Origin of the sequence: Streptomyces sp. NPDC052109, from assembly GCF_040680195.1 — a bacterium.
Classification (GTDB): domain Bacteria; phylum Actinomycetota; class Actinomycetes; order Streptomycetales; family Streptomycetaceae; genus Streptomyces.
In genome coordinates this window covers 296,566-319,467 of sequence record NZ_JBFAWF010000007.1, presented here as the reverse complement: position 1 = coordinate 319,467, position 22,902 = coordinate 296,566, and the positions used below count along the sequence as shown (strand labels likewise).

Annotated in this window: 23 protein-coding genes; 17 read left to right on the top strand and 6 right to left on the bottom strand. The window is 70.3% G+C overall.

The genetic code is table 11. From position 1 onward, the window contains the following. Nucleotides 1-35 precede the first annotated feature (35 nt). The 9 genes from AB0L59_RS17910 (at nt 36) to AB0L59_RS17870 (ending at nt 10,771) form a co-directional block, all read left to right on the top strand. A complete protein-coding gene (locus AB0L59_RS17910) occupies nt 36-827 on the top strand; it encodes an enhanced serine sensitivity protein SseB (RefSeq protein WP_365584232.1) in 792 nt (263 codons plus the stop codon). A gap of 168 nt (nt 828-995) precedes the next feature. Continuing rightward, a complete protein-coding gene (locus AB0L59_RS17905; RefSeq protein ID WP_365584228.1) occupies nt 996-1,811 on the top strand; it encodes an enhanced serine sensitivity protein SseB C-terminal domain-containing protein in 816 nt (271 codons plus the stop codon). A gap of 270 nt (nt 1,812-2,081) precedes the next feature. Continuing rightward, complete coding sequence (locus AB0L59_RS17900; protein WP_365584225.1) at nt 2,082-3,089, top strand: ABC transporter permease; 1,008 nt, start codon at nt 2,082-2,084, stop codon at nt 3,087-3,089. 76 nt (nt 3,090-3,165) lie between these two features. Beyond that, nucleotides 3,166-4,956: an ABC transporter substrate-binding protein gene (locus tag AB0L59_RS17895; RefSeq protein WP_365584222.1), complete on the top strand. Its 1,791-nt coding sequence runs from the start codon at nt 3,166-3,168 to the stop codon at nt 4,954-4,956. Between the two features lie 111 nt (nt 4,957-5,067). After that, nucleotides 5,068-6,066 carry an ABC transporter permease gene (locus AB0L59_RS17890; RefSeq protein ID WP_365584218.1) on the top strand — a complete coding sequence of 333 codons (999 nt, stop codon included), beginning with the start codon at nt 5,068-5,070 and terminating at the stop codon, nt 6,064-6,066. Next, nucleotides 6,063-7,160, top strand: coding sequence for an ABC transporter ATP-binding protein (locus tag AB0L59_RS17885; RefSeq protein WP_365584214.1), 1,098 nt, complete (start codon nt 6,063-6,065; stop codon nt 7,158-7,160). The genes AB0L59_RS17890 and AB0L59_RS17885 overlap by 4 nt, the downstream gene beginning before the upstream one ends. Before the next feature lie 23 nt (nt 7,161-7,183). Beyond that, nucleotides 7,184-8,572 carry a dipeptide ABC transporter ATP-binding protein gene (locus AB0L59_RS17880; RefSeq protein WP_365584212.1) on the top strand — a complete coding sequence of 463 codons (1,389 nt, stop codon included), beginning with the start codon at nt 7,184-7,186 and terminating at the stop codon, nt 8,570-8,572. A 100-nt stretch (nt 8,573-8,672) separates the two neighbouring features. Further along, complete coding sequence (locus AB0L59_RS17875) at nt 8,673-10,064, top strand: M1 family metallopeptidase (protein WP_365584209.1); 1,392 nt, start codon at nt 8,673-8,675, stop codon at nt 10,062-10,064. A 47-nt stretch (nt 10,065-10,111) separates the two neighbouring features. Further along, a complete protein-coding gene (locus AB0L59_RS17870; protein WP_365584206.1) occupies nt 10,112-10,771 on the top strand; it encodes a trimeric intracellular cation channel family protein in 660 nt (219 codons plus the stop codon). On the opposite strand, the gene AB0L59_RS17865 is transcribed toward AB0L59_RS17870, so the two are convergent. Continuing rightward, a complete protein-coding gene (locus tag AB0L59_RS17865) occupies nt 10,680-11,969 on the bottom strand; it encodes an alpha/beta hydrolase-fold protein (protein WP_365584203.1) in 1,290 nt (429 codons plus the stop codon). The two genes, AB0L59_RS17870 and AB0L59_RS17865, sit on opposite strands and share 92 nt — an antisense overlap. A 174-nt stretch (nt 11,970-12,143) precedes the next feature. On the opposite strand from AB0L59_RS17865, the gene AB0L59_RS17860 reads away from it, so the two are divergent. Further along, complete coding sequence (locus tag AB0L59_RS17860) at nt 12,144-13,007, top strand: thioesterase family protein (protein ID WP_365584200.1); 864 nt, start codon at nt 12,144-12,146, stop codon at nt 13,005-13,007. A gap of 236 nt (nt 13,008-13,243) precedes the next feature. Here the strand turns inward: AB0L59_RS17860 and AB0L59_RS17855 are convergent, their stop codons facing one another. Further along, nucleotides 13,244-13,843 carry a TIGR03086 family metal-binding protein gene (locus tag AB0L59_RS17855; protein ID WP_365584197.1) on the bottom strand — a complete coding sequence of 200 codons (600 nt, stop codon included), beginning with the start codon at nt 13,841-13,843 and terminating at the stop codon, nt 13,244-13,246. Between the two features lie 101 nt (nt 13,844-13,944). Here AB0L59_RS17855 and AB0L59_RS17850 point away from each other — a divergent pair, with 101 nt between their 5' ends. Further along, nucleotides 13,945-14,922 (top strand): WYL domain-containing protein, encoded by a 978-nt coding sequence (locus AB0L59_RS17850; RefSeq protein ID WP_365584194.1) that lies wholly within the window; start codon nt 13,945-13,947, stop codon nt 14,920-14,922. Between the two features lie 519 nt (nt 14,923-15,441). On the opposite strand, the gene AB0L59_RS17845 is transcribed toward AB0L59_RS17850, so the two are convergent. Further along, a complete protein-coding gene (locus tag AB0L59_RS17845; protein WP_365584192.1) occupies nt 15,442-16,077 on the bottom strand; it encodes a TetR family transcriptional regulator in 636 nt (211 codons plus the stop codon). A gap of 144 nt (nt 16,078-16,221) precedes the next feature. Between AB0L59_RS17845 and AB0L59_RS17840 the strand changes: the two genes are divergently transcribed. From AB0L59_RS17840 to AB0L59_RS17830, 3 genes are all read left to right on the top strand, one after another. Then, nucleotides 16,222-16,389, top strand: coding sequence for a hypothetical protein (locus tag AB0L59_RS17840; protein ID WP_365584190.1), 168 nt, complete (start codon nt 16,222-16,224; stop codon nt 16,387-16,389). Nucleotides 16,390-16,421: 32 nt separating this feature from the next. Beyond that, entirely contained in the window at nt 16,422-16,700 is a 279-nt protein-coding gene (locus tag AB0L59_RS17835; RefSeq protein ID WP_365584187.1) for a DUF4190 domain-containing protein, read from the top strand. A 232-nt stretch (nt 16,701-16,932) separates the two neighbouring features. Then, nucleotides 16,933-18,102, top strand: a complete 1,170-nt coding sequence (locus AB0L59_RS17830) for a cysteine desulfurase family protein (RefSeq protein ID WP_365584185.1) — start codon at nt 16,933-16,935, stop codon at nt 18,100-18,102. Between the two features lie 257 nt (nt 18,103-18,359). On the opposite strand, the gene AB0L59_RS17825 is transcribed toward AB0L59_RS17830, so the two are convergent. Next, a complete protein-coding gene (locus AB0L59_RS17825; RefSeq protein ID WP_365584182.1) occupies nt 18,360-18,989 on the bottom strand; it encodes an N-acetylmuramoyl-L-alanine amidase in 630 nt (209 codons plus the stop codon). A gap of 107 nt (nt 18,990-19,096) precedes the next feature. On the opposite strand from AB0L59_RS17825, the gene mnmA reads away from it, so the two are divergent. Then, entirely contained in the window at nt 19,097-20,218 is a 1,122-nt protein-coding gene (mnmA, locus tag AB0L59_RS17820) for a tRNA 2-thiouridine(34) synthase MnmA (RefSeq protein WP_365584179.1), read from the top strand. Nucleotides 20,219-20,254: 36 nt separating this feature from the next. On the opposite strand, the gene AB0L59_RS17815 is transcribed toward mnmA, so the two are convergent. Together AB0L59_RS17815 and AB0L59_RS17810 are read right to left on the bottom strand one after the other, a co-directional pair. Further along, nucleotides 20,255-21,037, bottom strand: a complete 783-nt coding sequence (locus tag AB0L59_RS17815) for an alpha/beta hydrolase (RefSeq protein WP_365584176.1) — start codon at nt 21,035-21,037, stop codon at nt 20,255-20,257. A 37-nt stretch (nt 21,038-21,074) separates the two neighbouring features. Then, nucleotides 21,075-21,398 (bottom strand): DUF427 domain-containing protein, encoded by a 324-nt coding sequence (locus tag AB0L59_RS17810; protein WP_365584173.1) that lies wholly within the window; start codon nt 21,396-21,398, stop codon nt 21,075-21,077. 75 nt (nt 21,399-21,473) lie between these two features. On the opposite strand from AB0L59_RS17810, the gene AB0L59_RS17805 reads away from it, so the two are divergent. Both AB0L59_RS17805 and AB0L59_RS17800 read left to right on the top strand, forming a co-directional pair. After that, nucleotides 21,474-22,013, top strand: coding sequence for a TIGR00730 family Rossman fold protein (locus AB0L59_RS17805; RefSeq protein ID WP_365584171.1), 540 nt, complete (start codon nt 21,474-21,476; stop codon nt 22,011-22,013). A 7-nt stretch (nt 22,014-22,020) separates the two neighbouring features. After that, nucleotides 22,021-22,719, top strand: a complete 699-nt coding sequence (locus AB0L59_RS17800; protein ID WP_365584168.1) for an SDR family oxidoreductase — start codon at nt 22,021-22,023, stop codon at nt 22,717-22,719. Nucleotides 22,720-22,902 lie beyond the last annotated feature (183 nt).

The window sequence follows — 22,902 nt, the reverse complement described above, 5'->3', positions numbered from 1 at the left end:
GGTCACAGCAGTTGTTCCCAGCAGGCGGTAGGCAGATGGACTTCCCGGCGGACATTCCCGCGGACTTCCCGGCACAGGCGCACCCCCAGCCGCACGGCGGCTGGCCGGGCAACGAACTGGAGGAGGTGCTCTCGGCCTCCCTCGGCATACCCGCCGCGGCCGGCCGGATCATCGAGGTGCTGGGCCGCAGCCTGCTGTGGATCCCGCTGCCGAGCGGCGGCGGCCCGGACAGCGGAGCGCTCGACCTGCCCACGCTGGACATCGACGGCCAGGCGTACGTCCCGGTGTTCAGCTCCGAGGAGCAGCTGCGCCAGGCGGCCGGCCCCCACATGTCGTACACCATCGCCCCCGCCGTGGAGTTCGCCCGCGGGCTGCCCCCGCAGGTCGGCGTCGCCGTGAACCCCGACGCGCTGGTCGGCATCCCGCTGCCGCCCGAGGCGGTGGCCGAGCTGTGCCGGGCCGGCCGTACCCCGCTCGACGGCCCGAACACCGGCGGCCGGGTCCGCCTCTTCGAGCCCGACTGGCAGGACGACCCGGTCGACTTCCTCTCCGCCGCGTCCGCCGAGTTCGCCGAGACCGGCGTGGTCCTCACCGCCCGCCGCTGCCTGGCCGCCATCGAGACGGCCGACCCGGTGCTGTTCGTCGGCGTCGAACTCTCCCAGTGGGAGGGCGACCTGCGCGCCCTCCCCATGCAGGCCCTGGGCAGAGCCCTCGGTAAAGTCCCGGTCAAGTGGCCGGTCAACCTGGTCCTCATGGACGTGACCGACGACCCGGTGGCCGCATGGCTGAGGGCGAACGTCCGCCCCTTCTATCAGTACGGTCACTAGAAATACGGCCACGGGAAGCCGACGCAGGGGGCAGCCGACCCAGGGGCGCGGGGGAACTGCGTGAGTACCCCCGCTCACCCGCACTCGCGCACGTACCCAAGGCGGCACCCCGGTGGGCGCTTAAGCTGTCCCCGAACGCGGGGCACTGAAAAGAGAAGGGCACGACAGGTGAGCGCGAGCCACAGCGGCAGCGTCGAGCACATGCTGCGCCAGGTCACCCCCGGCCGCTACGACGCCTACGAGGCCCTGCTGCGCGCCCTCGCCACCCCCTCCTCCGGCCAGATCTGGATGCTTCTGTGGCACGGCCAGGCCGGCTCCCCGGACGCCCAGTACGGGAACATGGAGGTCGACGGCTTCCAGTACGCCCCGTGCGTCACCTCCGCCCAGGAGCTGTCGGCCAGCGGCTGGAACCGGTCGTGCGAGGTCGTCGACGGATTCGACGTGGCCCGCACCCTCTATCCGGACCACTTCGGCCTCTGGCTCAACCCGCACGCCCCGGGCGGCGGCGTCGGCATCCCCTGGCTGGATCTGCGCCGCATCGCCACGGGCCTGGACCGCCAGCCCGCCGGACCCCTCCGGCTGACCGAGCCCGGCATCGAGATCCCGCAGTTCTACGCCCTGCTGGCGCAGAACGCCCACCGCACCCCGGCGCTGCGCTCCCTGCGCCGCGCCTGGGTGCAGCCGGCGCACGGGGCGCCGTACCTCGCCATCGGCCTGGACGTGTACGACACCTCGCCGGCCGCGGTCGACTCGGTGCGCGCGATGATGCAGCAGTCCGTGGGCGCGGTCCCGGAGGGCCTGCCGGTGTCCACGGTCGCGATGGCCGACGACTACGACCCGGTCGTGATGTGGATGCGGGCCAACGCCCGGCCCTTCTACGACCGCGAGGCCCACGCGGCACCCCAGCCCCAGCTCCAGGCCTCCCCCCAGCCGCAGACCCCGGCCGCGGGCTACGGCTATCCGCCGGTCCACGGCAGCTACTGACCTGGGCTTACGGGGCATACAGGACCCTCCTCGCGGCGGTCCACCCCTCCGGGTTGCGTCCGGTCGCCGGCACTGCCTGTCCGCATAACAGGAAACGCCAGCTTGCATCACGGTTGCGCATCCATTCCCCGTCAAGGCTGGCGGCTGATCGCGCAAGCGTTGAAGACTCCCCCTTCAAGGGGTTCGCCCCTGTGTACGACGGACTGTTTGATGCCGCTACCAGCGGCAAGTGCGGGCCGGCTACCGCCGGTTGAGAGGGGTCCCAGCCTAATGACGGCACCATTGCACGAGCCGACCGCGGAAGCGGCCCCGGGTGCGGCCGAGGAAGCGGCGGTCGCGGCCGGCGACGCGAAGGCCGTCCAGGGCCGATCCCTCGGACGGATCGCCTGGGAACGCCTCAAGCGGGACAAGCTCGCCCTGACCGGGGGCGTGGTCGTGCTTCTCCTCATCGTGGTCGCCCTGCTCGCGCCGGTGATCACGAACCTCATCGGCCAGGACCCGGACGTCTACCACCAGGATCTGATCGACCCGCTGTTCAGCACGCCCACGGGCTCCATGGGTGGCATCAGCGGCGACCACCTGCTCGGGGTCGAACCGGTCAACGGCCGCGACATCTTCGCCCGCATCCTCTACGGCGCCCAGATCTCGCTGCTCGTCGGCTTCCTGTCGGCCGTGGTGGCCGTCATCCTGGGCACGATCCTCGGTATCCTCGCGGGCTTCTTCGGCGGCTGGGTCGACTCGCTCATCAGCCGGGTCATGGACGGTCTTCTCGCCTTCCCGCAGCTGCTGTTCATCATCGCCCTGGTCTCCGTCATGCCGAACCAGATGCTGGGGCTCACCGGCACGGGCGTGCGCGTCTTCGTGATGATCCTCGTCATCGGCTTCTTCGGCTGGCCGTACATCGGCCGTGTGGTGCGCGGGCAGACGCTCTCGCTGCGCGAACGTGAGTACGTGGAGGCGGCACGCTCACTCGGTGCCGGGCGGTTCTACATCCTCTTCAAGGAACTGCTGCCCAACCTCGTCGCGCCGATCATCGTGTACACGACGATGATGATCCCCACGAACATCCTGACCGAGGCGGCGCTCAGCTTCCTGGGCGTGGGCGTCAAGCCGCCCACCGCCTCCTGGGGGCAGATGCTCTCGAACGCGATCGACTACTACGACTCGGACCCCATGTACATGGTGATCCCGGGCGTGGCGATCTTCATCACGGTTCTTGCCTTCAACCTCTTCGGCGACGGCGTGCGGGACGCGCTCGACCCGAAGGGTTCCCGCTGAGGCCGAAGTGCCGTACCCCAAGCGTCCCGTGAGCTCTGCCACGGGGTCTCTCATCAAATCCGGAGGATCCGAGATCGTGAACACCCAACGCACCTCAGGGCGGCGCAAGCAGGCCCTTGCCGCTGCCGCAGTGGTCGCCGGGCTGCTGACCACGGCGGCGTGCGGCGGTGGCAATGGCGACGGCGGCTCGAAGAACGGCGCGGCCGGCTTCAACGCGGCCGTCAACAAGGTCGCCCAGGCCGACCAGGTCAAGAAGGGCGGCACGCTGAAGTTCGTGAGCACGCAGGACGCCGACTCGTGGGACACCACGCGCGGCTACTACGGCTTCATGTGGGACTTCTCCCGCTACTACAGCCGCCAGCTGCTCACCTACAAGACCGCGCCGGGTGCCGAGGGTGCCCAGCTCACCCCGGACCTCGCCACCGACATGGGCAAGGTCACGGACGGCGGCAAGACCTACACCTTCACCCTGCGCGACGGCATCACCTGGGAGGACGGCAAGCCGATCACCTCCCAGGACGTCAAGTACGGCATCGAGCGCTCCTGGGCGCAGGACGTCCTCTCCGGCGGTCCGGTCTACCTCCAGCAGATGCTGGACCCGAAGAACACCTACAAGGGTCCCTACAAGGACACCTCGAAGGACCACCTGGGCCTGAAGGCGATCTCGACGCCGGACGCCAAGACGATCGTCTTCCACCTGCCGCAGGCCAACTCGGACTTCCTGCAGGTGCTCGCCATGGTGACGGCCTCCCCGGTCCGCCAGGACATGGACACCAAGTCCAAGTACGGCCTGCACCCGTTCTCCTCGGGCCCGTACAAGTTCCAGTCCTACACCCCGGGCAAGAACCTCGTCCTGGTCCGCAACGCCAACTGGAAGGCGTCCTCGGACCCGGTCCGCAAGGCCTACCCGGACAAGATCACGCTGGACATCTCGACCAACCAGGCCGACTCCGACCAGCGCCTGATCAACGGCGACTACGACCTGGACGCCAGCCAGACCGGCCTGGGCCCGCAGGGCCGCCAGATCGCCCTGAAGCAGCACAAGGGCAACCTGGACAACCCGGTCTCCGGCTTCATCCGCTACGCGGTCTTCCCGCAGAGCGTCAAGCCGTTCGACAACATCCACTGCCGCAAGGCCGTGATCTACGCAGCCGACCACGTGTCCCTGCAGACCGCCCGCGGTGGCCCCATCGCCGGTGGTGACATCGGCACCAACATGCTCCCGCCGTCGGTCGCCGGTGGCGAGGGCCAGAAGTACGACCCGTACCAGATCTCCGGTGCCAACAAGAACGGCAACGTGAACCTGGCCAAGCAGGAGCTCAAGGCCTGCGGTCAGCCGAACGGTTTCTCCACCACCATCGCCGTCCGCAACAACAAGTCGCAGGAAGTGGCCACCGCCGAGTCCCTGCAGGCCGCGCTGAAGAAGGTCGGCATCAACGCCGACATCTACCAGTACGACGGTTCGCAGAGCCCGGGCATCATCGGCTCGCCCTCCAACGTGGCGAAGAAGAAGCTCGGCATCATCATCATGGGCTGGGGTCCGGACTTCCCGACCGTCCAGGGCTACGGCATCCCGCTGTGGAGCAGCCACTACATCCTGCAGAGCGGTAACAACAACTACGCCCTGATCAAGGACAAGGCGATCGACGGCCTGTTCGACCAGTACACCACCACGCTGGACGAGTCGAAGAAGACCCAGATCGCCACCCAGATCGACCACAAGGTCATGGAGGGCGCGTACTACCTGCCCTTCACCTTCGAGCGGCTGCTCAACATCCGCTCCTCGCGTCTGGCCAACGTGTACACGACGAACGCGTACAGCGGTTACTACGACTTCGTCAACCTCGGCCTGAAGTCCACGAAGTAAACCCGGCACACCCGCCGAACGGCACGAAAGGCAGGTGAAGGCCGGCGCGGCGAGCCGCGGGCCCCTCGGACGACCTCCGATGGGCCCGCGGTCCGCGGCGGGCCGTTAGCTGTGCTCGCTTACCTCATCAGGCGGCTGTTCGCCGCCGCAGTGATGCTGGTGGTCATCATCCTGGTGGTCTTCAGCATCTTCTTCCTCGTCCCCAAGTGGGCGGGCGTGGACATCGCCACGAGCTTCGTGGGCAAGCAGGCAGACCCGCACGCCGTTGCGGCGGTGCGCGAGAAGCTGGGCCTGAGCGACCCGATCTACTCGCAGGTCTGGCACTTCTTCAAGGGCATCTTCGTGGGTCGCACCTACGCGGCCGGCGGCGATGTCACCCACTGTGCCGCGCCGTGCTTCGGCTACTCCTTCCGCAGCGAGCAGGCCGTCTGGCCGGTGCTGACCTCGCGCTTCCCGGTGACCCTGGGACTGGCGCTCGGTGCCGCCGTGCTGTGGCTCGTCTTCGGTGTCGCCGCGGGTGTGCTCTCCGCCCTCAAGCGGGGCAGCCTCTGGGACCGCGGCGCGATGGTCGTCGCCCTCAGCGGTGTCTCGCTGCCCATCTACTTCACCGGTCTGCTCTCGCTGGCGATCTTCAGCTACGGACTGAACTGGATCAACGGCCAGTACGTCTCGATCACCGACAGCTTCTCCGGCTGGCTCGGCGGCATGATCCTTCCCTGGATCACGCTCGCCTTCCTCTACGCGGCGATGTACGCCCGTATCACCCGGGCCACCATGCTGGAGATCCTCGGTGAGGACTACATCCGCACCGCCCGCGCCAAGGGCCTCACGGAGCCGGTCGTCATCGGCAAGCACGCCATGCGCTCCACGATGACCCCGATCCTGACCATGCTCGGCATGGACCTCGGCGCCCTCATCGGCGGCGCGATCCTCACCGAGACCACGTTCAGCATCCCCGGCCTCGGCCAGGCCGTGCTGACCGCCATCAAGAACCAGGACCTGCCCATCATCCTGGGCGTGACCCTCATCACCTCCCTCGCGGTGCTCATCGCCAACCTCGCGGTGGACATCCTGTACGCCGTGATCGACCCCCGAGTGAGGCTCGCATGACCGAACTCAGCAAGAGCGGAGCGGCCGTGGGCGAGCCCACGAGCTCCTCGCCCGCACCGACCTCCTTCCTGGAAGTGCGCGACCTGAAGGTGCACTTCCCGACCGACGACGGCCTGGTGAAGTCCGTCGACGGGCTCAGCTTCCAGCTGGAGAAGGGCAAGACCCTCGGCATCGTGGGTGAGTCGGGCTCCGGCAAGTCCGTGACCTCGCTCGGCATCATGGGCCTGCACACCGCCGGCCAGTACGGCAAGCGCAAGGCGCAGATATCCGGCGAGATCTGGCTCAACGGCACCGAGCTGCTGTCCGCCGATCCCGACCACGTGCGCAAGATGCGCGGCCGCGAGATGGCGATGATCTTCCAGGATCCGCTGTCGGCGCTGCACCCGTACTACACGATCGGCGCGCAGATCGTGGAGGCCTACCGGATCCACCACGACGTCGACAAGAAGACCGCCCGCAAGCGGGCGATCGAGATGCTCGACCGCGTGGGCATCCCGCAGCCGGACAAGCGGGTGGACAACTACCCGCACGAGTTCTCCGGCGGTATGCGCCAGCGCGCCATGATCGCCATGTCGCTGGTGAACAACCCCGAGCTGCTGATCGCGGACGAGCCGACCACCGCGCTCGACGTGACGGTCCAGGCCCAGATCCTCGACCTGATCCGCGACCTGCAGAAGGAGTTCGGCTCCGCGGTCATCATCATCACCCACGACCTGGGCGTCGTCGCCGAACTGGCCGACGACATCCTGGTGATGTACGGCGGCCGCTGCGTCGAGCGGGGCCCGGCCGAGAAGGTGTTCTACGAACCCCGGCACCCCTACACCTGGGGTCTGCTGGGTTCGATGCCGCGCCTCGACCGCGACCAGCAGGAGCGCCTGATCCCGGTCAAGGGCTCCCCGCCCTCGCTGATCAACATCCCGTCCGGCTGCGCCTTCAACCCGCGCTGCCCGTACGCCGACGTCCCGAAGGACAATCTGACCCGCACGGTCCGCCCGGAGCTGTCCGAGGTCGGCGACAAGCACTGGGCCGCCTGCCACATGTCGCAGGAGCAGCGGGAACGGATCTGGACCGAAGAGATTGCGCCGAAGCTGTGAGTGAGAACGCAGAGGACAAGGCAGTGAGCATCCCTGCCCAGAGCGACGGCACCGAGGACGGGTCCACCGGCACCAAGGCCTCCGGCACGGCCACCCTCAGCAAGGACGCCGCCCCCGGCGAGACCCTGCTGAAGGTGACCGGGCTGCAGAAGCACTTCCCGATCAAGAAGGGCCTGTTCCAGCGCCAGGTCGGCGCCGTGCGCGCGGTCGACGGGCTCGACTTCGAGGTCCGCTCCGGCGAAACCCTCGGCGTCGTGGGCGAGTCGGGCTGCGGCAAGTCGACGATGGGCCGGCTGATCACCCGGCTGCTCGAACCGACCGCCGGCACCATCGAGTTCGAGGGCAAGGACATCACGCACCTCGGCGTGGGCGGCATGCGCCCCATGCGCCGCGACGTGCAGATGATCTTCCAGGACCCGTACTCGTCGCTGAACCCGCGCCACACCATCGGCACGATCGTCGGGGCCCCCTTCCGGCTCCAGGGCGTCGAGCCGGAGGGCGGCATCAAGAAGGAAGTGCAGCGGCTGCTGTCGGTGGTCGGCCTCAACCCCGAGCACTACAACCGCTATCCGCACGAGTTCTCCGGCGGTCAGCGCCAGCGCATCGGCATCGCCCGGGCGCTCGCCCTGAAGCCGAAGCTGGTCGTCGCGGACGAGCCGGTCTCCGCGCTGGACGTGTCGATCCAGGCGCAGGTCGTGAACCTCATGGACGACCTCCAGGAGGAACTCGGCCTGACGTACGTGATCATCGCGCACGACCTCTCGGTCGTCCGGCACGTCTCGGACCGCATCGCGGTGATGTATCTCGGCAAGATCGTCGAACTGGCCGACCGGGACTCGCTGTACAAGGCGCCGATGCACCCGTACACCAAGGCGCTGATGTCGGCGGTGCCGATCCCGGACCCGGCGCGGAAGAACGCGAAGAGCGAGCGCATCCTGCTCAAGGGTGACGTGCCCTCGCCGATCTCGCCGCCCTCGGGCTGCCGTTTCCACACCCGGTGCTGGAAGGCGACGGAGATCTGCCGCACCACCGAGCCGGTGCTGCTGGAGCTGCAGCCGGGTCAGCGGGTCGCCTGCCACCACCCGGAGAACTTCGAGGACCAGGCTCCGCAGGACACGGTCCTGCTGACCGCCGCGAAGGAGGCGGCCGAACTGGTCGCCGACGAGGTCCTCGCGGAGTCGGCGGAGACGTCGGCGGCGGTGGCGGCGGAACTGGCCGAGGAGTCCGCGGAAGCGGCCGCCGAAGCCTCCGCCGAGGAAGCCGCTGAGCCGGCCGCCGAAGCGTCCACCGGGGAAGCCGAGGCGGAGGAGGCCGAGTCGTCGGAGGAGGCCGCCGAGGCGTCCACCGAGGCGTCCGCGGAAGAGGACTCCGAGACCTCCGGTACCGAGTCCCAGGAGTCAACCGACAAGTAGCACATGACAACTGGGCAAAGTCATGTACATGCCTGAACGGGAGAGCGCAGAGTCGTCCGTGTCCGACCACTGATCGGTACACGCTCGAAAGGGACGACTGATGGCACTCTCCCGTTCGGCACGTCTGGGGACCCTCGCGACCGCGGCGGTCTCCTTCCTCGTCATCGCCGCCGCGCCCGCCCCCACCCCCGGGGCGCCCGGCATCGGTGACCCCTACTTCCCGAACCTCGGCAACGGCGGCTTCGACGCCCTCCACTACGACCTCGAGGTCGCGTACGCCCCCGACACCGGCCGCCTGGACGGCCGTACGACCCTCACCGCGCGCGCCACCCAGAACCTGTCCTCCTTCGACCTGGACCTCCAGCAGCTGGAGGTCACCGGCGTCGAAGTCGACGGCAGACGCGCCGCGTTCACCCGCACCGGGGACGAACTCGTGGTCACCCCGCGCCACAGCCTCGCCCGGGGCCGCACCTTCCGGGTGACCGTCACCTACGGTGGCGTACCCCAGCCGCTCAGCGGGCCCATCGTGTTCGGCTCCAAGTACGGCTGGATGAAGACCACCGACGGGGTCTTCGTCGCCTGCGAGCCCAACGCCGCCTCCACCTGGTTCCCGTCCAGCGACCACCCGGCCGACAAGGCCACCTACGACATCCGGATCAAGGCGCCGGAGGGCCTGACCGGCGTGTCCAACGGCCGGCTGGTGTCGACGTACGACAAGGGCGGCTCGACGTACACCCACTGGCGCGAGTCGAAGCCCATGGCGACCTACCTCGCCACCGCCACCATCGGGAAGTTCGACGTGCGCAGCGGGCGGACCCCCGGCGGCACCCCCATCTACGTCGCCGTCGACCCCGTGCTGAAGAACAGCAACAAGGTCGATGTGTACGCCGTCACCGCCGCCGCGACCGACTACTGGTCGAAGGTCTTCGGGCCGTACCCCTTCGAGGAGACCGGTGCGATCGTCGACGACATGCCCGAGGCCGGGTTCTCGCTGGAGGTGCAGAGCAAGCCCGCCTACTCGGCGGTGCGCAGCGAGACGACCATCGTGCACGAGCTGGCCCACCAGTGGTTCGGCGACTCGGTGAGCGTGCGCCAGTGGAAGGACATCTGGCTCAACGAGGGCTTCGCCACCTACGCCCAGTGGCTGTGGGCCGAGCACCAGGGCCCCCGCTCCGCCCACGACTCCTTCCTCGCCGACTACAACTCCATCCCCGCCGCGTCCTCCTTCTGGAAGATCAAGGTGGCCGACCCGCAGCGCGACACGATGTTCGCCTCCGCCGTGTACGACCGTGGCGCGATGACGCTGCAGATGCTCCGGGAGCGGATCGGCGACAAGGCCTTCTTCAGGCTGCTGCCCGCCTGGACGAAGCTCCACCGCTACGGCAACGCGGACACCGCCGACTTCATCCGGCTCGCCGAGCGCGTCAGCGGTCGGCAGCTGGACGACCTCTTCGACACCTGGCTGTTCACCACAGGGAAACCCGCCCTGTGAGCCTGGCTTTGTAAGGTTCGCACTCTCCGGCAGGTGAGAATGTAGGGGTGCAGCTCCAGCAGATCTTCAGTCCCTCCGTCCAGCACACGCTCGATGTCATCGGCATCTTCGTGTTCGCGATCTCCGGCGCCCTGCTGGCCGTCCGGAAGAACTTCGACGTCTTCGGCATCGCCGTCCTCGCCGAGGTGACCGCGCTGGGCGGGGGGCTGTTCCGCGACCTGGTCATCGGAGCCGTGCCACCGGCCGCCTTCACCGACCTCGGGTACTTCCTGACCCCGCTCATCGCCGCACTGGTCGTCTTCTTCCTGCATCCGCACGTGGAACGCATCCAGGCGGCGGTACTGGTCTTCGACGCGGCCGGCCTCGGCCTGTTCTGCGTCAGCGGTACGACGAAGGCGTACAGCTACGGCCTCAACCTGACCGCGTCGGCGACGCTGGGACTCGCCACCGCCGTCGGCGGCGGTGTGCTGCGGGACGTGCTCGCCAACGAGGTGCCCTCACTGCTGCGCTGGGACCGCGATCTGTACGCGGTCCCAGCGATGGTCGGCGCCACGATGGTGGTGCTGTGCATCCGGTACGACGCCCTGACCCCGTTCACCAGCGGGCTCGCCGTCGTCACGGCTTTCGTGCTGCGCCTGCTCGCGATGCGGTTCCACTGGCGAGCTCCGCGCGCGTGGAACCGCCGGTCGACGGTGACCGAGGAGTAGTGCCGGTGGTTCCGGCGGCTCTCCCGGTAAGAGAGCCGGTGCTTCCGGTAAGAGACCTGTCCTGGCCCCTGGCGTGGTTCTGGCCCATCTGCAGGGTCAGCCAGCGGAAGACCGTGTCGACCTGGGGCCGCCACAGCGCCATGTTGTGGCCGCCCGCGCTGTGCGGCAGGAACACCACGTGCACGGTCGTGGGCGCCTTGGCGATGGCTTCGAGGGCCACGCCGGCCTGATAGCCGTCGCCGGACTCACCGGAGACGTAGAGCGCGATCGGCGGCGGCACGGCCTGCTTCTTCAGCAGCAGGTAGGGGTTGTTCTCGTTGCGCAGGGTGGGGTTCTGGGCGGCGAGGGAGTTGCGCTCGCCGATCGGGTCGTTGTAGCCGGACAGGCTCACGGCGGCCCGGTAGCGGTCCGGGTGCGCCACGGCCAGCTTGACCGCGCAGTGGGCGCCCGCCGAGTACCCGGCCACGGCCCAGCCCTTCGGTGCCGGCTGGGCGCGGAAGTTGTCCATGACCATCTTCGGCACGTCGATGCTGAGCCAGGTGTCGGCGTTGACCTGCCCGGGGATGTTGGCGCAGCCGGTGTCGACGCCGGCCAGCAGGTTGGTGCGCGGGGAGACCAGGATGAAGGGGGCCACCTGGCCGCTCTTCATCAGCGGCAGCAGCTGCTCGTGCGCCTTCATGGAGCCGAACCAGGCCTTCGCGGAACCGGGGTAGCCCGGCAGCAGCTCCACCACCGGGAACTTCTTGTTGCGGTAGGCCGGGTCGTTGTACTGCGGCGGCAGCCAGACGTAGACCTCCGCGTTCACCCCGGAGACCCGGCCCTTGAGCTGGGTGACGCGTACGCCGCCGGCCGCGCGCATGCCGGGCCCGTCGGCCGCCGTGAAGGTCTGCTTGACCTTGGGCAACCGTTTCACCGCTATGCCGCCGGTCCCGTCGCTGCCCAGGTCCTGGGCCTGCTGGACGTGGTTGCCGGTGCCGAGCAGGTCGGCCCAGTTGTCGTACAGGTTGTTCTGGTTGTTGACCAGGACGAAGATCAGCGTGACGGCGGTGCCCTGGGCGAACAGCAGCATCAGCAGGCGGGCGGCGGTACGCAGGGGCTTGGGCCCGCGCACTCGCGACCACAGCGCGAGCGGCAGTATCAGTGCAACCACGGCCAGCACGATGGTCGTGTAGAGGAACGGAGTCCCGGTGAGGCTCATGTCCCCATAGAGGGGAATCCGGGTCCCGGGGTTGTGGACGTGTCCGGACACTTACCTAGAAATTGCCGGAACCTCACCCGGGAGAGGGATCTTTCGGCCATTCGTAGGCAGGTGTCATCCCGCGGCCACAGGGAAAAGCTACCGCTTAGTAATTGCTTGTTGTACGGTTCATGCATGCCAGAAGCAGCTTCCGTGTCCTCCCCTGAGCGGGCCCTGATCGGCGACAGTGAGTTCGACCGCGACACCGCGGTCGTCCGGCGCGAGCCCGGTGTCCACGACATCGACCTCTCCGCCGGCTGGACCATCATCAGCGCCGTCAACGGCGGCTATCTGCTGGCCGTGCTCGGCCGGGCCCTCGCGGACACCCTCCCGCACCCGGACCCCTTCACCATCTCCGCGCACTACCTCACCGCCTCGCGGCCCGGCCCGGCGGTCATCCGCTCCGAGACCGTCCGCGCCGGCCGCACCCTCTCCACCGGCCAGGCCTCGCTCTTCCAGTACGACGACGAGGGCAACGAGGTGGAACGCATCCGCGTCCTGGCCTCCTACGGCGACCTCACCGCCCTGCCCGACGACGTCCGCACGACCGCGACGCCGCCCCCGATCCCGCCGCTGGACCAGTGCTTCGGCCCCGAGGACGGTCCCGCCCCGGTCGAGGGCAGCTCGGCCATCGCCGACCGCCTCATGCTCAAGCTGGACCCCGCGACCCTCGGCTGGGCCCTGGGCGCCCCCTCCGGCAAGGGGGAGATGCGCGCCTGGTTCGGCCTGGCCGACGGCCGCGACCCGGACCCCTTGTCGCTGTTGCTGGCGGTGGACGCGCTGCCGCCGACGGCCTTCGAGCTGGGCCTCAAGGGCTGGGTCCCGACGGTGGAACTCACCGTTCACGTGCGCCACCGCCCGGCTCCCGGCCCGCTGCGGGTGTCCATCACCACCCGCAACCTGGCCGGCGGCTTTCTGGAGGAGGACGCCGAGGTCTGGGACAGCGAGGACCGCCTGGTCGCCCAGTCCCGCCAGCTGGCACGCGTCAGGCTGGGCTGAGGGAGGTCCGCGACGGCTCGGCCGGCGGGACTGGGCGTACACCGTCCTGTCCGCAGCGACGGCTAGCGAACACGACGAGGGCGGCCGGCGGCGCCGACCCGGCCGTCACCCGAGCCGGAGGTCACTCGAACCGGCCGCCACTCTCCGTCGTCCGCCGTCCCCAGCCGTCCTGAGTGCCCGAGCCCTGCCCTGGCCGGGCCGAACGGGCCCGGCCCGGCCCGGTCGATCGGTGCGGGTCAGGCCCGGTCCAGTGGGGTGCGGCCCAGCCAGGCCGCCAACTGTTCGTAGGCTCCGGCGCCTTCGGACGTTTCGCGGCGGCTGTCGAAGGGCGTCTCGGCGTCCCGCGGCCGGGAGTCCGGCAGGACCGTGCGGGCGGTGGCGAGCGCGAACTCGGCCAGCTCCGGGTCGAGTTCGAGCGGGTGGCCGAGGGCCTCGGCGAGGTCCCAGGTGTGGGTGACGATCTCCATCACATACCCGGAGAGCGCCGCGTGACCCGGCACCTCGCCCCAGGGCACCCGCACCGGGGCCGTCATCCGCTCGTCGCTCGCCCAGGCCTTCAGCACCCGGGCGCGCACCTCGTCGTAGGCCTGGGCCCACTCCTCGTCGGCGACGCCGTCGGCCACGGGCCGCACCGCGAGGCCGTCACCGCCCTCCCCGACCACCGCGATCCGCCGGGTGCCCCCGACCATGTGGCTCAGCAGGGCCCGCACGTCGAACTCGGAACAGGGCGTAGGGGCGGTGAGACGGTCGGGGCGCACGGTCTTGATCAGGGCCGCCGCCTGCTCGGTGGCGCGGGTGTAGACGGGGCGCGGGTCGGTGAAGCGGGTGGTGGTCATGGGATCCCTCTCCGTGAGTCGGTGAGACGAGGATCGCGCAATAACCTGACAGGCTCCGTCAACATTTGCGAAGAGCCCGCAGCGGGCGGGATTCTGGGCCCGTGAAGTCCGACCGGCTGCTGTCGATCCTGCTGCTCCTGCAGACCCGGGGCCGCGTCCCGGCGCGTGAACTCGCCGACCGGCTGGAGGTGTCGGTCCGCACCATCTACCGGGACGTCGACGCGCTGTCGGCGTCCGGCGTCCCGGTGTACGCCGAGCGCGGCCGGCACGGCGGCATCGAACTCCTCGCCGGTTTCCGTACCGACGTCACCGGACTGACCGCCGACGAGTCCCGCGCGCTGTTCATCCTGGCCGCGCAGGGCGCCCACGCCGCGCTCGGCCTCGACGCGGCCCTGGGCTCGGCCCTGCGCAAGGTGATGGCCGCGCTGCCGGCGCCGCACCGGCCCGCCGCCGAGGTGACCAGCCGTCGCATCCTGGTCGACGCCACCCGCTGGAAGAGCGGCCCCCAGCAGGCCGTCGACCTGGAGGTGCTCCAGGACGCGGTCTTCTCCGACCGGCGCCTGAGGTTGCGGTACCGGCACAGCGGGGTGCGGGAACCGCGTACGTACACCGTCGACCCGTACGGCCTGGTCGCCAAGGCCGGGGTCTGGTACCTGGCCGCCGACCGGCGGGGTGTCCCGCGGCTGTTCCGGGCCGACCGGATCCGCTCGGCCCGGACGCTGGACGAGCCCGTACGGCGCCGCCCCGGCGTCGAGCTCGCCGACCTCTGGGAGGTGCTGCGCCGCCGGGTGGAGGAGCGGAAGGGCGGGGTCGACGTCACCGTGCGGGTACGGCGCGAGCGGCTGGACCTGTTCCAGCGGATCGTGGCCGCCGATCTATCGGGCCCGCCCGACGACGACGGCGAGAGCGAATGGGTCACCGCCCGGCTGACCTATCCGGTGCTGCGCGCGGTCCGCCAGCTCCTCGCCTTCTCCGACCAGGTGGAACTCGTCGATCCGCCCGAGGCCCGCGCGGAACTGCTGGCGGCGGCCCGCTCCGTCACGGCCCTGTACCAGGAACCGGACGCGGCCCCGCATTGACAGCGGAGGCACAGGGCGGTCCCAAGGCGCCCTCAGACACGGTTGGTTGAGTGCGGCCCCTCAGGACTTCCTCATCTCCCCGGAGCTGACTCCCATGAAGCGTGCCCGACTCCTCCCCGCCGTCGCCCTGCTCTCGTTGTCCCCCCTGTTGCTGACCGCGTGCGGCTCGGGTGACTCGTCCTCCTCCGGCAGCGGCGGTTCCGGTCAGCAGCAGCGCTGTCAAAGGCCGTCCGGCATGCCCACCGGCGGCGCCCTCCGGCACCGCCCGAGCGGGATGCCGTCCGGTGGGCCCACGGCCAGGCCGAGCGGCAGGCCGTCGGGGATGCCCTCGGGTGTGCCGAGCGGAGGGGCGGGCCGGAAGGGCGGCTTCGGCGGCTGCGGCGGCCCGGGCGGGGGGCAGGCCGGGGGACAGGCCCAGCAGGGCTGAGCGAAGGCGAAGGGCCGGGCCCGGGGGCCGTACGACGGCAGGGGGGCGGCACGGCCACGCGTGCGCCGCCCCCTGCCGGGTGCCCGGGCGCCTCAGTGCGCCCGGTCCAGCCAGTGGCTGCGGCCGATGGTGATGAGCCGCAGCTGCCGGGTGGCGAGGTGGGTGACGCGTTCCCGTTCCTCCGCCGGGGCCTCGAGGGCCTCCAGAAACAGCGAGGCGGTGATGAGCATCTGGTCGACGTAGAGGTGCGCGAGCATCAGCAGGTCGTCGTCGTTCCAGTCCGCCGCCTCGGGGTCCTTGGCCAGCTCGGCCTTGACCTCCTCGGCGAAGCGGAGCAGTTGGGCCTGGATGGCCTCCCGCACCGGCTGCACCCCGCCGTGTCGCTCCCGGGCGATAAACCGGACATGTGCGGGGTACGCGTCCACGTGGCGGGCGATCAACTCGATGGCGCGCGCGATGCGTTCCTCGCTGTCGCCCGCCGCGGACACCGTCGTCCGCACCATCGGATGCAGGCTGCCCAGCGCCTCGTCGACCAGCGCGACACCGAGGTCGGCGGTGGACCGGAAGTGCCGGTAGAAGGCGGTCGGTGCGACGCCGACGGCCCGGGTGACCTCGCGCAGGCCCAGGCTGCTCAGGCTCTGCTCCTCCAGCAGCGCGAGCGCCGCGTCGAGGAACGCCTGCCTGGTCTTCTGTTTCTGGGCCTGCCGGATGCCGAGGGTGTGACTCATGTCATCCAGTTAACAACTGTTCTCTGGAATTGAAAAGCCGTGAGCGGGGTTAGAGTAGAAGTCAGTGAACAAGTGTTACTACAACTGTTCACCGAAACTTCACACCGGCCCGCTACGGGGCATCTCGGAGGGGGATCTGATCCCATGCTGTTCCTCGTCGCCGCGCTCATGCTGCTCGGTGTCGTGCTGGGCACCGTGGCCCATGCGCCGCTGACCGTCACCGCGGTCGTCGCCGCCGTCATCGCCGTCTGGCTCGGCATCTTCGCGATCCGCGAGCGCCACGGCCGCCGGCGCCGCACGTCGGCCAACTGACCGTCCGCCACGACTTCCAGGAGCTGAGCACCATGCAACTCACCGCACCGGTCACGACCCGCGACAACGGCCGCCCGGTCACGCGGGACGCCGACGGCATGGCCGTGGCGTCCTTCATCCTGGGCCTTCTCGGCCTGCTCGTCCTCAACATCTTCCTCGGCCCGATCGCCATCGTCCTGGCCGCCGTCGCCCTCTGGCGCGGCACCGCCCGCCGCGGCCGAGCCCTCCTGGGCCTCACCCTGGGCGTGGCCGACCTGGCCGTGCTGGTCATCGCCATGCAGGTCTCCCACACCCTGTCGTGGAGCCTGTGACCCGACCCACCGCCTGACCGCTGGGGCGACGGGGCCCCTCCCGCTCGAGCGAACCCGCGAGTGGGGAGGGCGGGCACGGCCTACGGCGCCGGGCACCGCGCCACCTGGTCCCGGTGGGACGCGGGCCGGGCGCACCGGTGAGCGGTACCGCGCCACCAGGGCCCGCAAGCCCGCCCCCACTCGTATCCGGGGCCAAAGCCCACCGCGGGGGCCCCGTAGAATCGGGCTCACCATGGCTTACCTCGACCACGCCGCGACAACCCCGATGCTCCCGGAGGCGGCAGAGGCCCTGACCGCCCAGTTGAGCATCACGGGCAATGCCTCCTCCCTCCACGCGTCCGGCCGGAAGGCCCGCCGTACGGTCGAGGAATCCCGCGAAACCCTCGCGGAAGCGCTCGGCGCCCGCCCCAGCGAGGTCGTCTTCACCTCGGGCGGCACCGAGGCCGACAACCTCGCCGTCAAGGGCCTGTACTGGTCCCGCCGCGACGCCGACCCGGCCCGTACCCGCGTCCTGGCCAGCCCGGTCGAGCACCATGCCGTCCTCGACGCCGTCCACTGGCTCGGCGAACACGAGGGCGCGACGGTCGAGTACCTCCCCGTCGACTCCTACGGCCGCGTCCACCCCGACGTCCTGCGCGAGGCCATCGCCCGCAATCCCGACGACGTCGCCCTGGTCACCGTCATGTGGGCCAACAACGAGATCGGCACGATCCTGCCGGTCCGCGAACTCGCCGAGGCCGCTGCCGAGTTCGGTATCCCGATGCACGCCGACGCGGTCCAGGCATTCGGTCAGGTGCCGGTCGACTTCGCCACCTCCGGTCTCGCCGCGATGACCGTCTCCGGCCACAAGATCGGCGGCCCGTACGGCATCGGCGCGCTGCTGCTCGGCCGCGACCACACCCCCGTCCCCGTGCTGCACGGCGGCGGTCAGGAGCGGCACGTCCGCTCCGGCACCCTCGACGTCCCCGTCATCGCCTCGTTCGCCGTCGCCGGCCGGCTCGCCACCGAGCGGCGGGAGTGGTTCGCCCGGGAGATCGGCGCCCTGCGCGACCAGTTGACCGACGCCGTCGTCACGGCCGTGCCGGACGCGATCCTCGGCGGTGACCCCGCACCCGAGGGCCGGCTGCCGGCCAACGCGCACTTCACCTTCCCCGGCTGCGAGGGCGATTCCCTGCTGCTCCTGCTGGACGCCCAGGGCATCGAGTGCTCGACCGGCTCCGCCTGCACCGCGGGCGTCGCCCAGCCCAGCCATGTGCTGCTCGCCACCGGTACCGACCCGGACCTCGCCCGCGGCACCCTGCGCTTCTCCCTCGGTCACACCTCCACGGAGGCGGACGTCGAGGCGGTCGCCGAGGCGATCGGCCCGGCGGTGGAGCGCGCCCGGGCCGCAGGGCTCAGCTGACACGCGAGCGACCTACGAGGCGGGTTCCCTTCGCCGGTATTGTCCGGATCAGGTAATGGGGGTCGCCGTCAGGTCCAGTCCTTGCGACCTTTCGGCCTCTCAGTCCGAGCGTCGATGTCGGCACCAGCGGAGACGATGTACCTCTCGTTCAAGAGAACAGGTATCTCGCGCTGAAGTCGGCTACTCCGCTTGAACTCCCTCACTCGTCTCGTAGGCCTACGAAAAGAATAGAACGCCGCATACCGGACAAAAAAGAGCTATTCCTTGATTTTTTTCAAATATCGCTCCCAGTCCCAGTGCGGCCCCGGATCCATGTGGTCCGTGCCCGGCACCTGCACGTGCCCGATGATGTGCTCGCGGTCCACGGGTATGCCGTACCGCCCGCATATCGCCGCCGTCAGCCGCGCCGAGGACGTGTACATGGCGTCCGTGAAGGACGCGGCGTCGTCCACGAAGCCCTCGTGCTCGATGCCGACACTGCGTTCGTTGTACTCCCGGTTGCCCGCGTGGAAGGCCACGTCGAGCTCCCGCACCAGCTGGGTGATCCGGCCGTCCCGGCGCACCACGTAATGCGCCGCCGCGCCGTGTGCCGGGTCCTGGAAGACCTTCACCGCGCTCGCGTAGCCGCCCTGTGTGACATGGACGACGACCCGGTCGATCGTGTAGTCGTCCGGCCGGTTCGCCCGCCGGTAGTTGGCGGGCGAGGCCGGCACCCAGCGTGCGCCCCGGAAGTCCACCGCACCCGCCACCCTGGGCTTCTCCACCCCGGGCAGCCGCCACCACAGATGCGCCAGCTCCCCCCGGGCCAGCGCCGCCGAGCCCACGGCGGCCGCGGCGCCGCCGAGGAGCAGGGCCCGCCGCCCCAGCCGCCGATCCGCGTCGCTCATGCCCGCCCCCGTCCGCGCCCCGACCGAGCGCCCCGCTTCCACCCCGTGTGATCGTCAACGGACATCCGGCGCCCCGGGTTCCCGCGGCCCCGTACCCTGGAAGGGCTATGACTGAGACCCCGCAGCGCCCCCTCCGCGTCCTCGCCGCCATGTCCGGTGGAGTCGACTCCGCCGTCGCCGCCGCGCGCGCCGCGGAAGCCGGCCACGACGTCACCGGCGTCCACCTCGCGCTCTCCGCGAACCCGCAGTCCTTCCGGACCGGTGCGCGGGGCTGTTGCACCATCGAGGACTCGCGTGACGCCCGCCGCGCGGCCGACGTCATCGGCATCCCGTTCTACGTCTGGGACCTCGCCGACCGCTTCCGCGAGGACGTCGTCGAGGACTTCGTCGCCGAGTACGAGGCCGGCCGCACCCCCAACCCGTGCCTGCGCTGCAACGAGAAGATCAAGTTCGCCGCGCTGCTCGACAAGGCGCTGGCCCTCGGCTTCGACGCCGTCTGCACCGGCCACTACGCCAAGGTGATCGTGCGCGAGGACGGCTCCCGCGAGCTGCACCGCGCCTCCGACATGGCGAAGGACCAGTCGTACGTCCTCGGTGTGCTGGACGAGCAGCAGCTCGCCCACGCCATGTTCCCGCTCGGCGACACGATCACCACCAAGGAGGAGATCCGCGCCGAGGCCGAGCGCCGGGGCCTCGCGGTCGCCAAGAAGCCCGACTCGCACGACATCTGCTTCATCGCCGACGGCGACACCCAGGGCTTCCTCGCCCGGCGGCTCGGCAAGGCCGAGGGCGACATCGTCGACGAGTCCGGCGCCAGGCTGGGCACGCACGAGGGCGCGTACGGCTTCACCATCGGCCAGCGCAAGGGCCTCAGGATCGGCACCCCGGCCCCCGACGGCAAGCCCCGCTACGTCCTCGACATCTCACCGGTGACGAACACCGTGACCGTCGGCCCGGCGTCCGCCCTGGACGTCAGCGCCCTGACCGCGATCAAGCCCCGCTGGTGCGGCACCGCGCCCACCGCCCCCGGCACCTACACCGCCCAGCTGCGCGCCCACGGCGGCGAGACGGAGGTCACCGTGGAACCGGCCGACGGCGAGCTGCGCGTGACCTTCACCGAACCCGTCCGCGGTGTCGCCCCCGGCCAGGCGATCGTCCTGTACGACGGCACGCGCGTGGTCGGCTCGGCGACGATCGCGTCGACCACGCGCGCCACGGCCGCGGTATAGAAGTCGCTCACTCCGCGAAGCGGCGACCTCGCGCACTCAGCCCGCGACGAACTCCGCGAGCACCGGACCCAGCACCTCCGGCTCCACCATGTGTGTCTGGCCCTCCAGCTCGCGGTACGCGCAGTCGGGCACCGTCCCTGCGATCTCCCGGACCGCCTCGCGCATCCACTCCGGGCTGGCACCGCCCGCCAACGCCAGCACGGGGACGGAGATCGCGGCGAGTCGTTCCCGCGGAAGCAGTCCGTCGCCCATGACCGCGTCGTCGTGGGCGAGACTGGGCGCGACGGCCTCCATACCGGCCCACATCGGCGACTGGCGGGCGCGCTGGATCATCTCCTCGGCCAGGCCCGTCAGCCGCAGGAAGAGCTCCACCGCGTCCCCGCGCCGGCCCTCCGCGAGCGCCTTGGTCAGCTGCGCCTTGTACCGGGCCTCCCGCTCGGCGCCGCCAGGCAGGAAGTCCGCGTACGGCACCTCGTACACGGCGGCGCGGCCGGCCGGCAACCCGCTCGCCACCGCCTCGAGCACCAGCGCACCGCCCGAGGACACCCCGAACAGCGCCGCATCGCCGCCCACGGCGTCGAGCAGCGCGGCCAGGTCCTCGACCTCGCGTTCGACCTCGTACGGCTTCGTGTCACCGCTCGCGCCACGGCCCCTGCGGTCGTAGACGACGGCCGTGCAGCGGTCCGCGATCCGCTCGGCCAGGGGTGCCAGGGTGCCCCCGGTGGACATCGCGCCGCTCACCAGGATCACCGTCGGTCCCCGGCCGGTCACTTGGTACGCGAGGTCGGTCCCGTCGCGTGAAGACGTCTTGTTGTCCATGCCGGTGCAGACTGCCGTACCGGCATGGACTCATCGCTCACGACACGTCGACGTGGTAGAAGCAGTAGTGATCCTTTATTTCCGCCACGCCCGGCTTCGGGTCCGGGTAGGCCCACACCAGGTCCGGCGCGTCCGGGAGCGACCAGTAGGACGCCGTGCCCTTGAACGGGCACACGGTGTGGGTGTCGGACGGGGTCAGCAGGTCGAGGCGTACGTCCTGGGCGGGGATGTAGTACCGCTCCGGACAGCCCGTCTCGCGCAGCACCAGCGGGCGGTCGGTCTCCGCGAGCACCTGGTCGCCGTGCACCACGCGCACGTGCTGCTCGCTCTTCTCGATGGTGATCGTGTGTCCTTGGGCCATACCAGGACAGCACCGGCGGGCCCGCTCTTCTTCCCGGCCGGTACGACGGTGCGGCGCGGCCGTACCGTAGGGGCCATGAACATCTGCGTCTTCCTGTCCGCCGCCGACCTCGACGAGCGTTACACGCGCCCCGCGCGCGAGTTCGCGGAACTGATCGGCAAGGCCGGTCACACCCTGGTGTGGGGCGGTTCCAACGTCGGTCTGATGAAGGTCGTCGCCGACGGGGTGCAGGAGGCGGGCGGCAGACTGCTCGGCGTGTCCGTGGAGTTCCTCGCCAACAAGGCGCGGCCCGGCGCCGACGAGATGGTCATCGCCGGCGACCTCGCCGAACGCAAGAAGCTGCTGCTGGAGAAGGCCGACGCCGTGGTGATCATGGTGGGCGGCACCGGCACGCTGGACGAGGCCACCGAGATCCTGGAGCTGAAGAAGCACGGCCGCACCGAGAAGCCGGTCGTCCTGCTGAACACCGCGGGCTTCTACGACGGTCTCCAGCAGCAGTTCCGGCGCATGGAGGACGAGGGCTTCCTGCCCCGCCCGCTGTCCGAGCTGGTCTTCTTCGCCGAGGAGCCGGTCGGCGCGCTGGCCTACCTGGAGGAGTCGCTGAGCAACCGCTGATGCGAGCATGGCGGGCATGGCTACTCATGTGATCACCGGCGCCGGGTCCGGCATCGGCGCCGCCGTCGCCCGTCGTCTGCACGCGCGTGGGGACCAGCTCGTCCTGCACGCGCGCGACGCGGGCCGCGCGAAGGAACTCGCGGCCGAGTTCCCCGGCGCCCGCACCCTGGTGGGCGACCTCGCGGACCCGGACAAGCTCTCCTGGGCCTTCTCCCACCAGACCCTCCCGGACCGCGTGGACTCCCTGCTCCACATCGCCGGAGTCGTGGAGCTGGGCGAGGTCGGCGACCTGACCCCCAAGTCCTGGCGCCACCAGCTCAACGTCAACCTGATCGCCCCCGCCGAGCTGACCCGGCACTTCCTGCCACAGCTCCGCGCCGCCCGCGGCCACGTGGTCTTCGTCAACTCCGGCGCCGGTCTCAACGCCCACGCCGGCTGGTCCGCGTACGCCGCCTCCAAGCACGGCCTGAAGGCCCTCGCCGACTCCCTGCGGCACGAGGAGCACGCGAACGGCGTCCGGATCACCTCGGTCTACCCCGGCCGCACGGCCAGCCCCATGCAGGCCAAGGTCCACCAGCAGGAGGGCAAGGAGTACGACGCCTCGCAGTGGATCGACCCCGAGTCGGTCGCCACGACGATCCTCCTGGCCCTGGACCTGCCCAGGGACGCCGAGGTGAACGACCTGACGGTGCGGCCGGGTCGGTGAGCGCGGCGGGCGGTGCCGGGATCCGGGACAGGCCGGCCGAGGTCTGGTCCCGGACCGAGGCCGCGCTGGTCCCGGGCGGCCTGGGCCCGGGCACCCCGCTCGCCGAACGGCCGGTCGTGGGGGAGGACTTGGACCCGGCGGCCCTGGCGAAACTGCGCGTACTCGTCCTTCTGCGGCGGCATC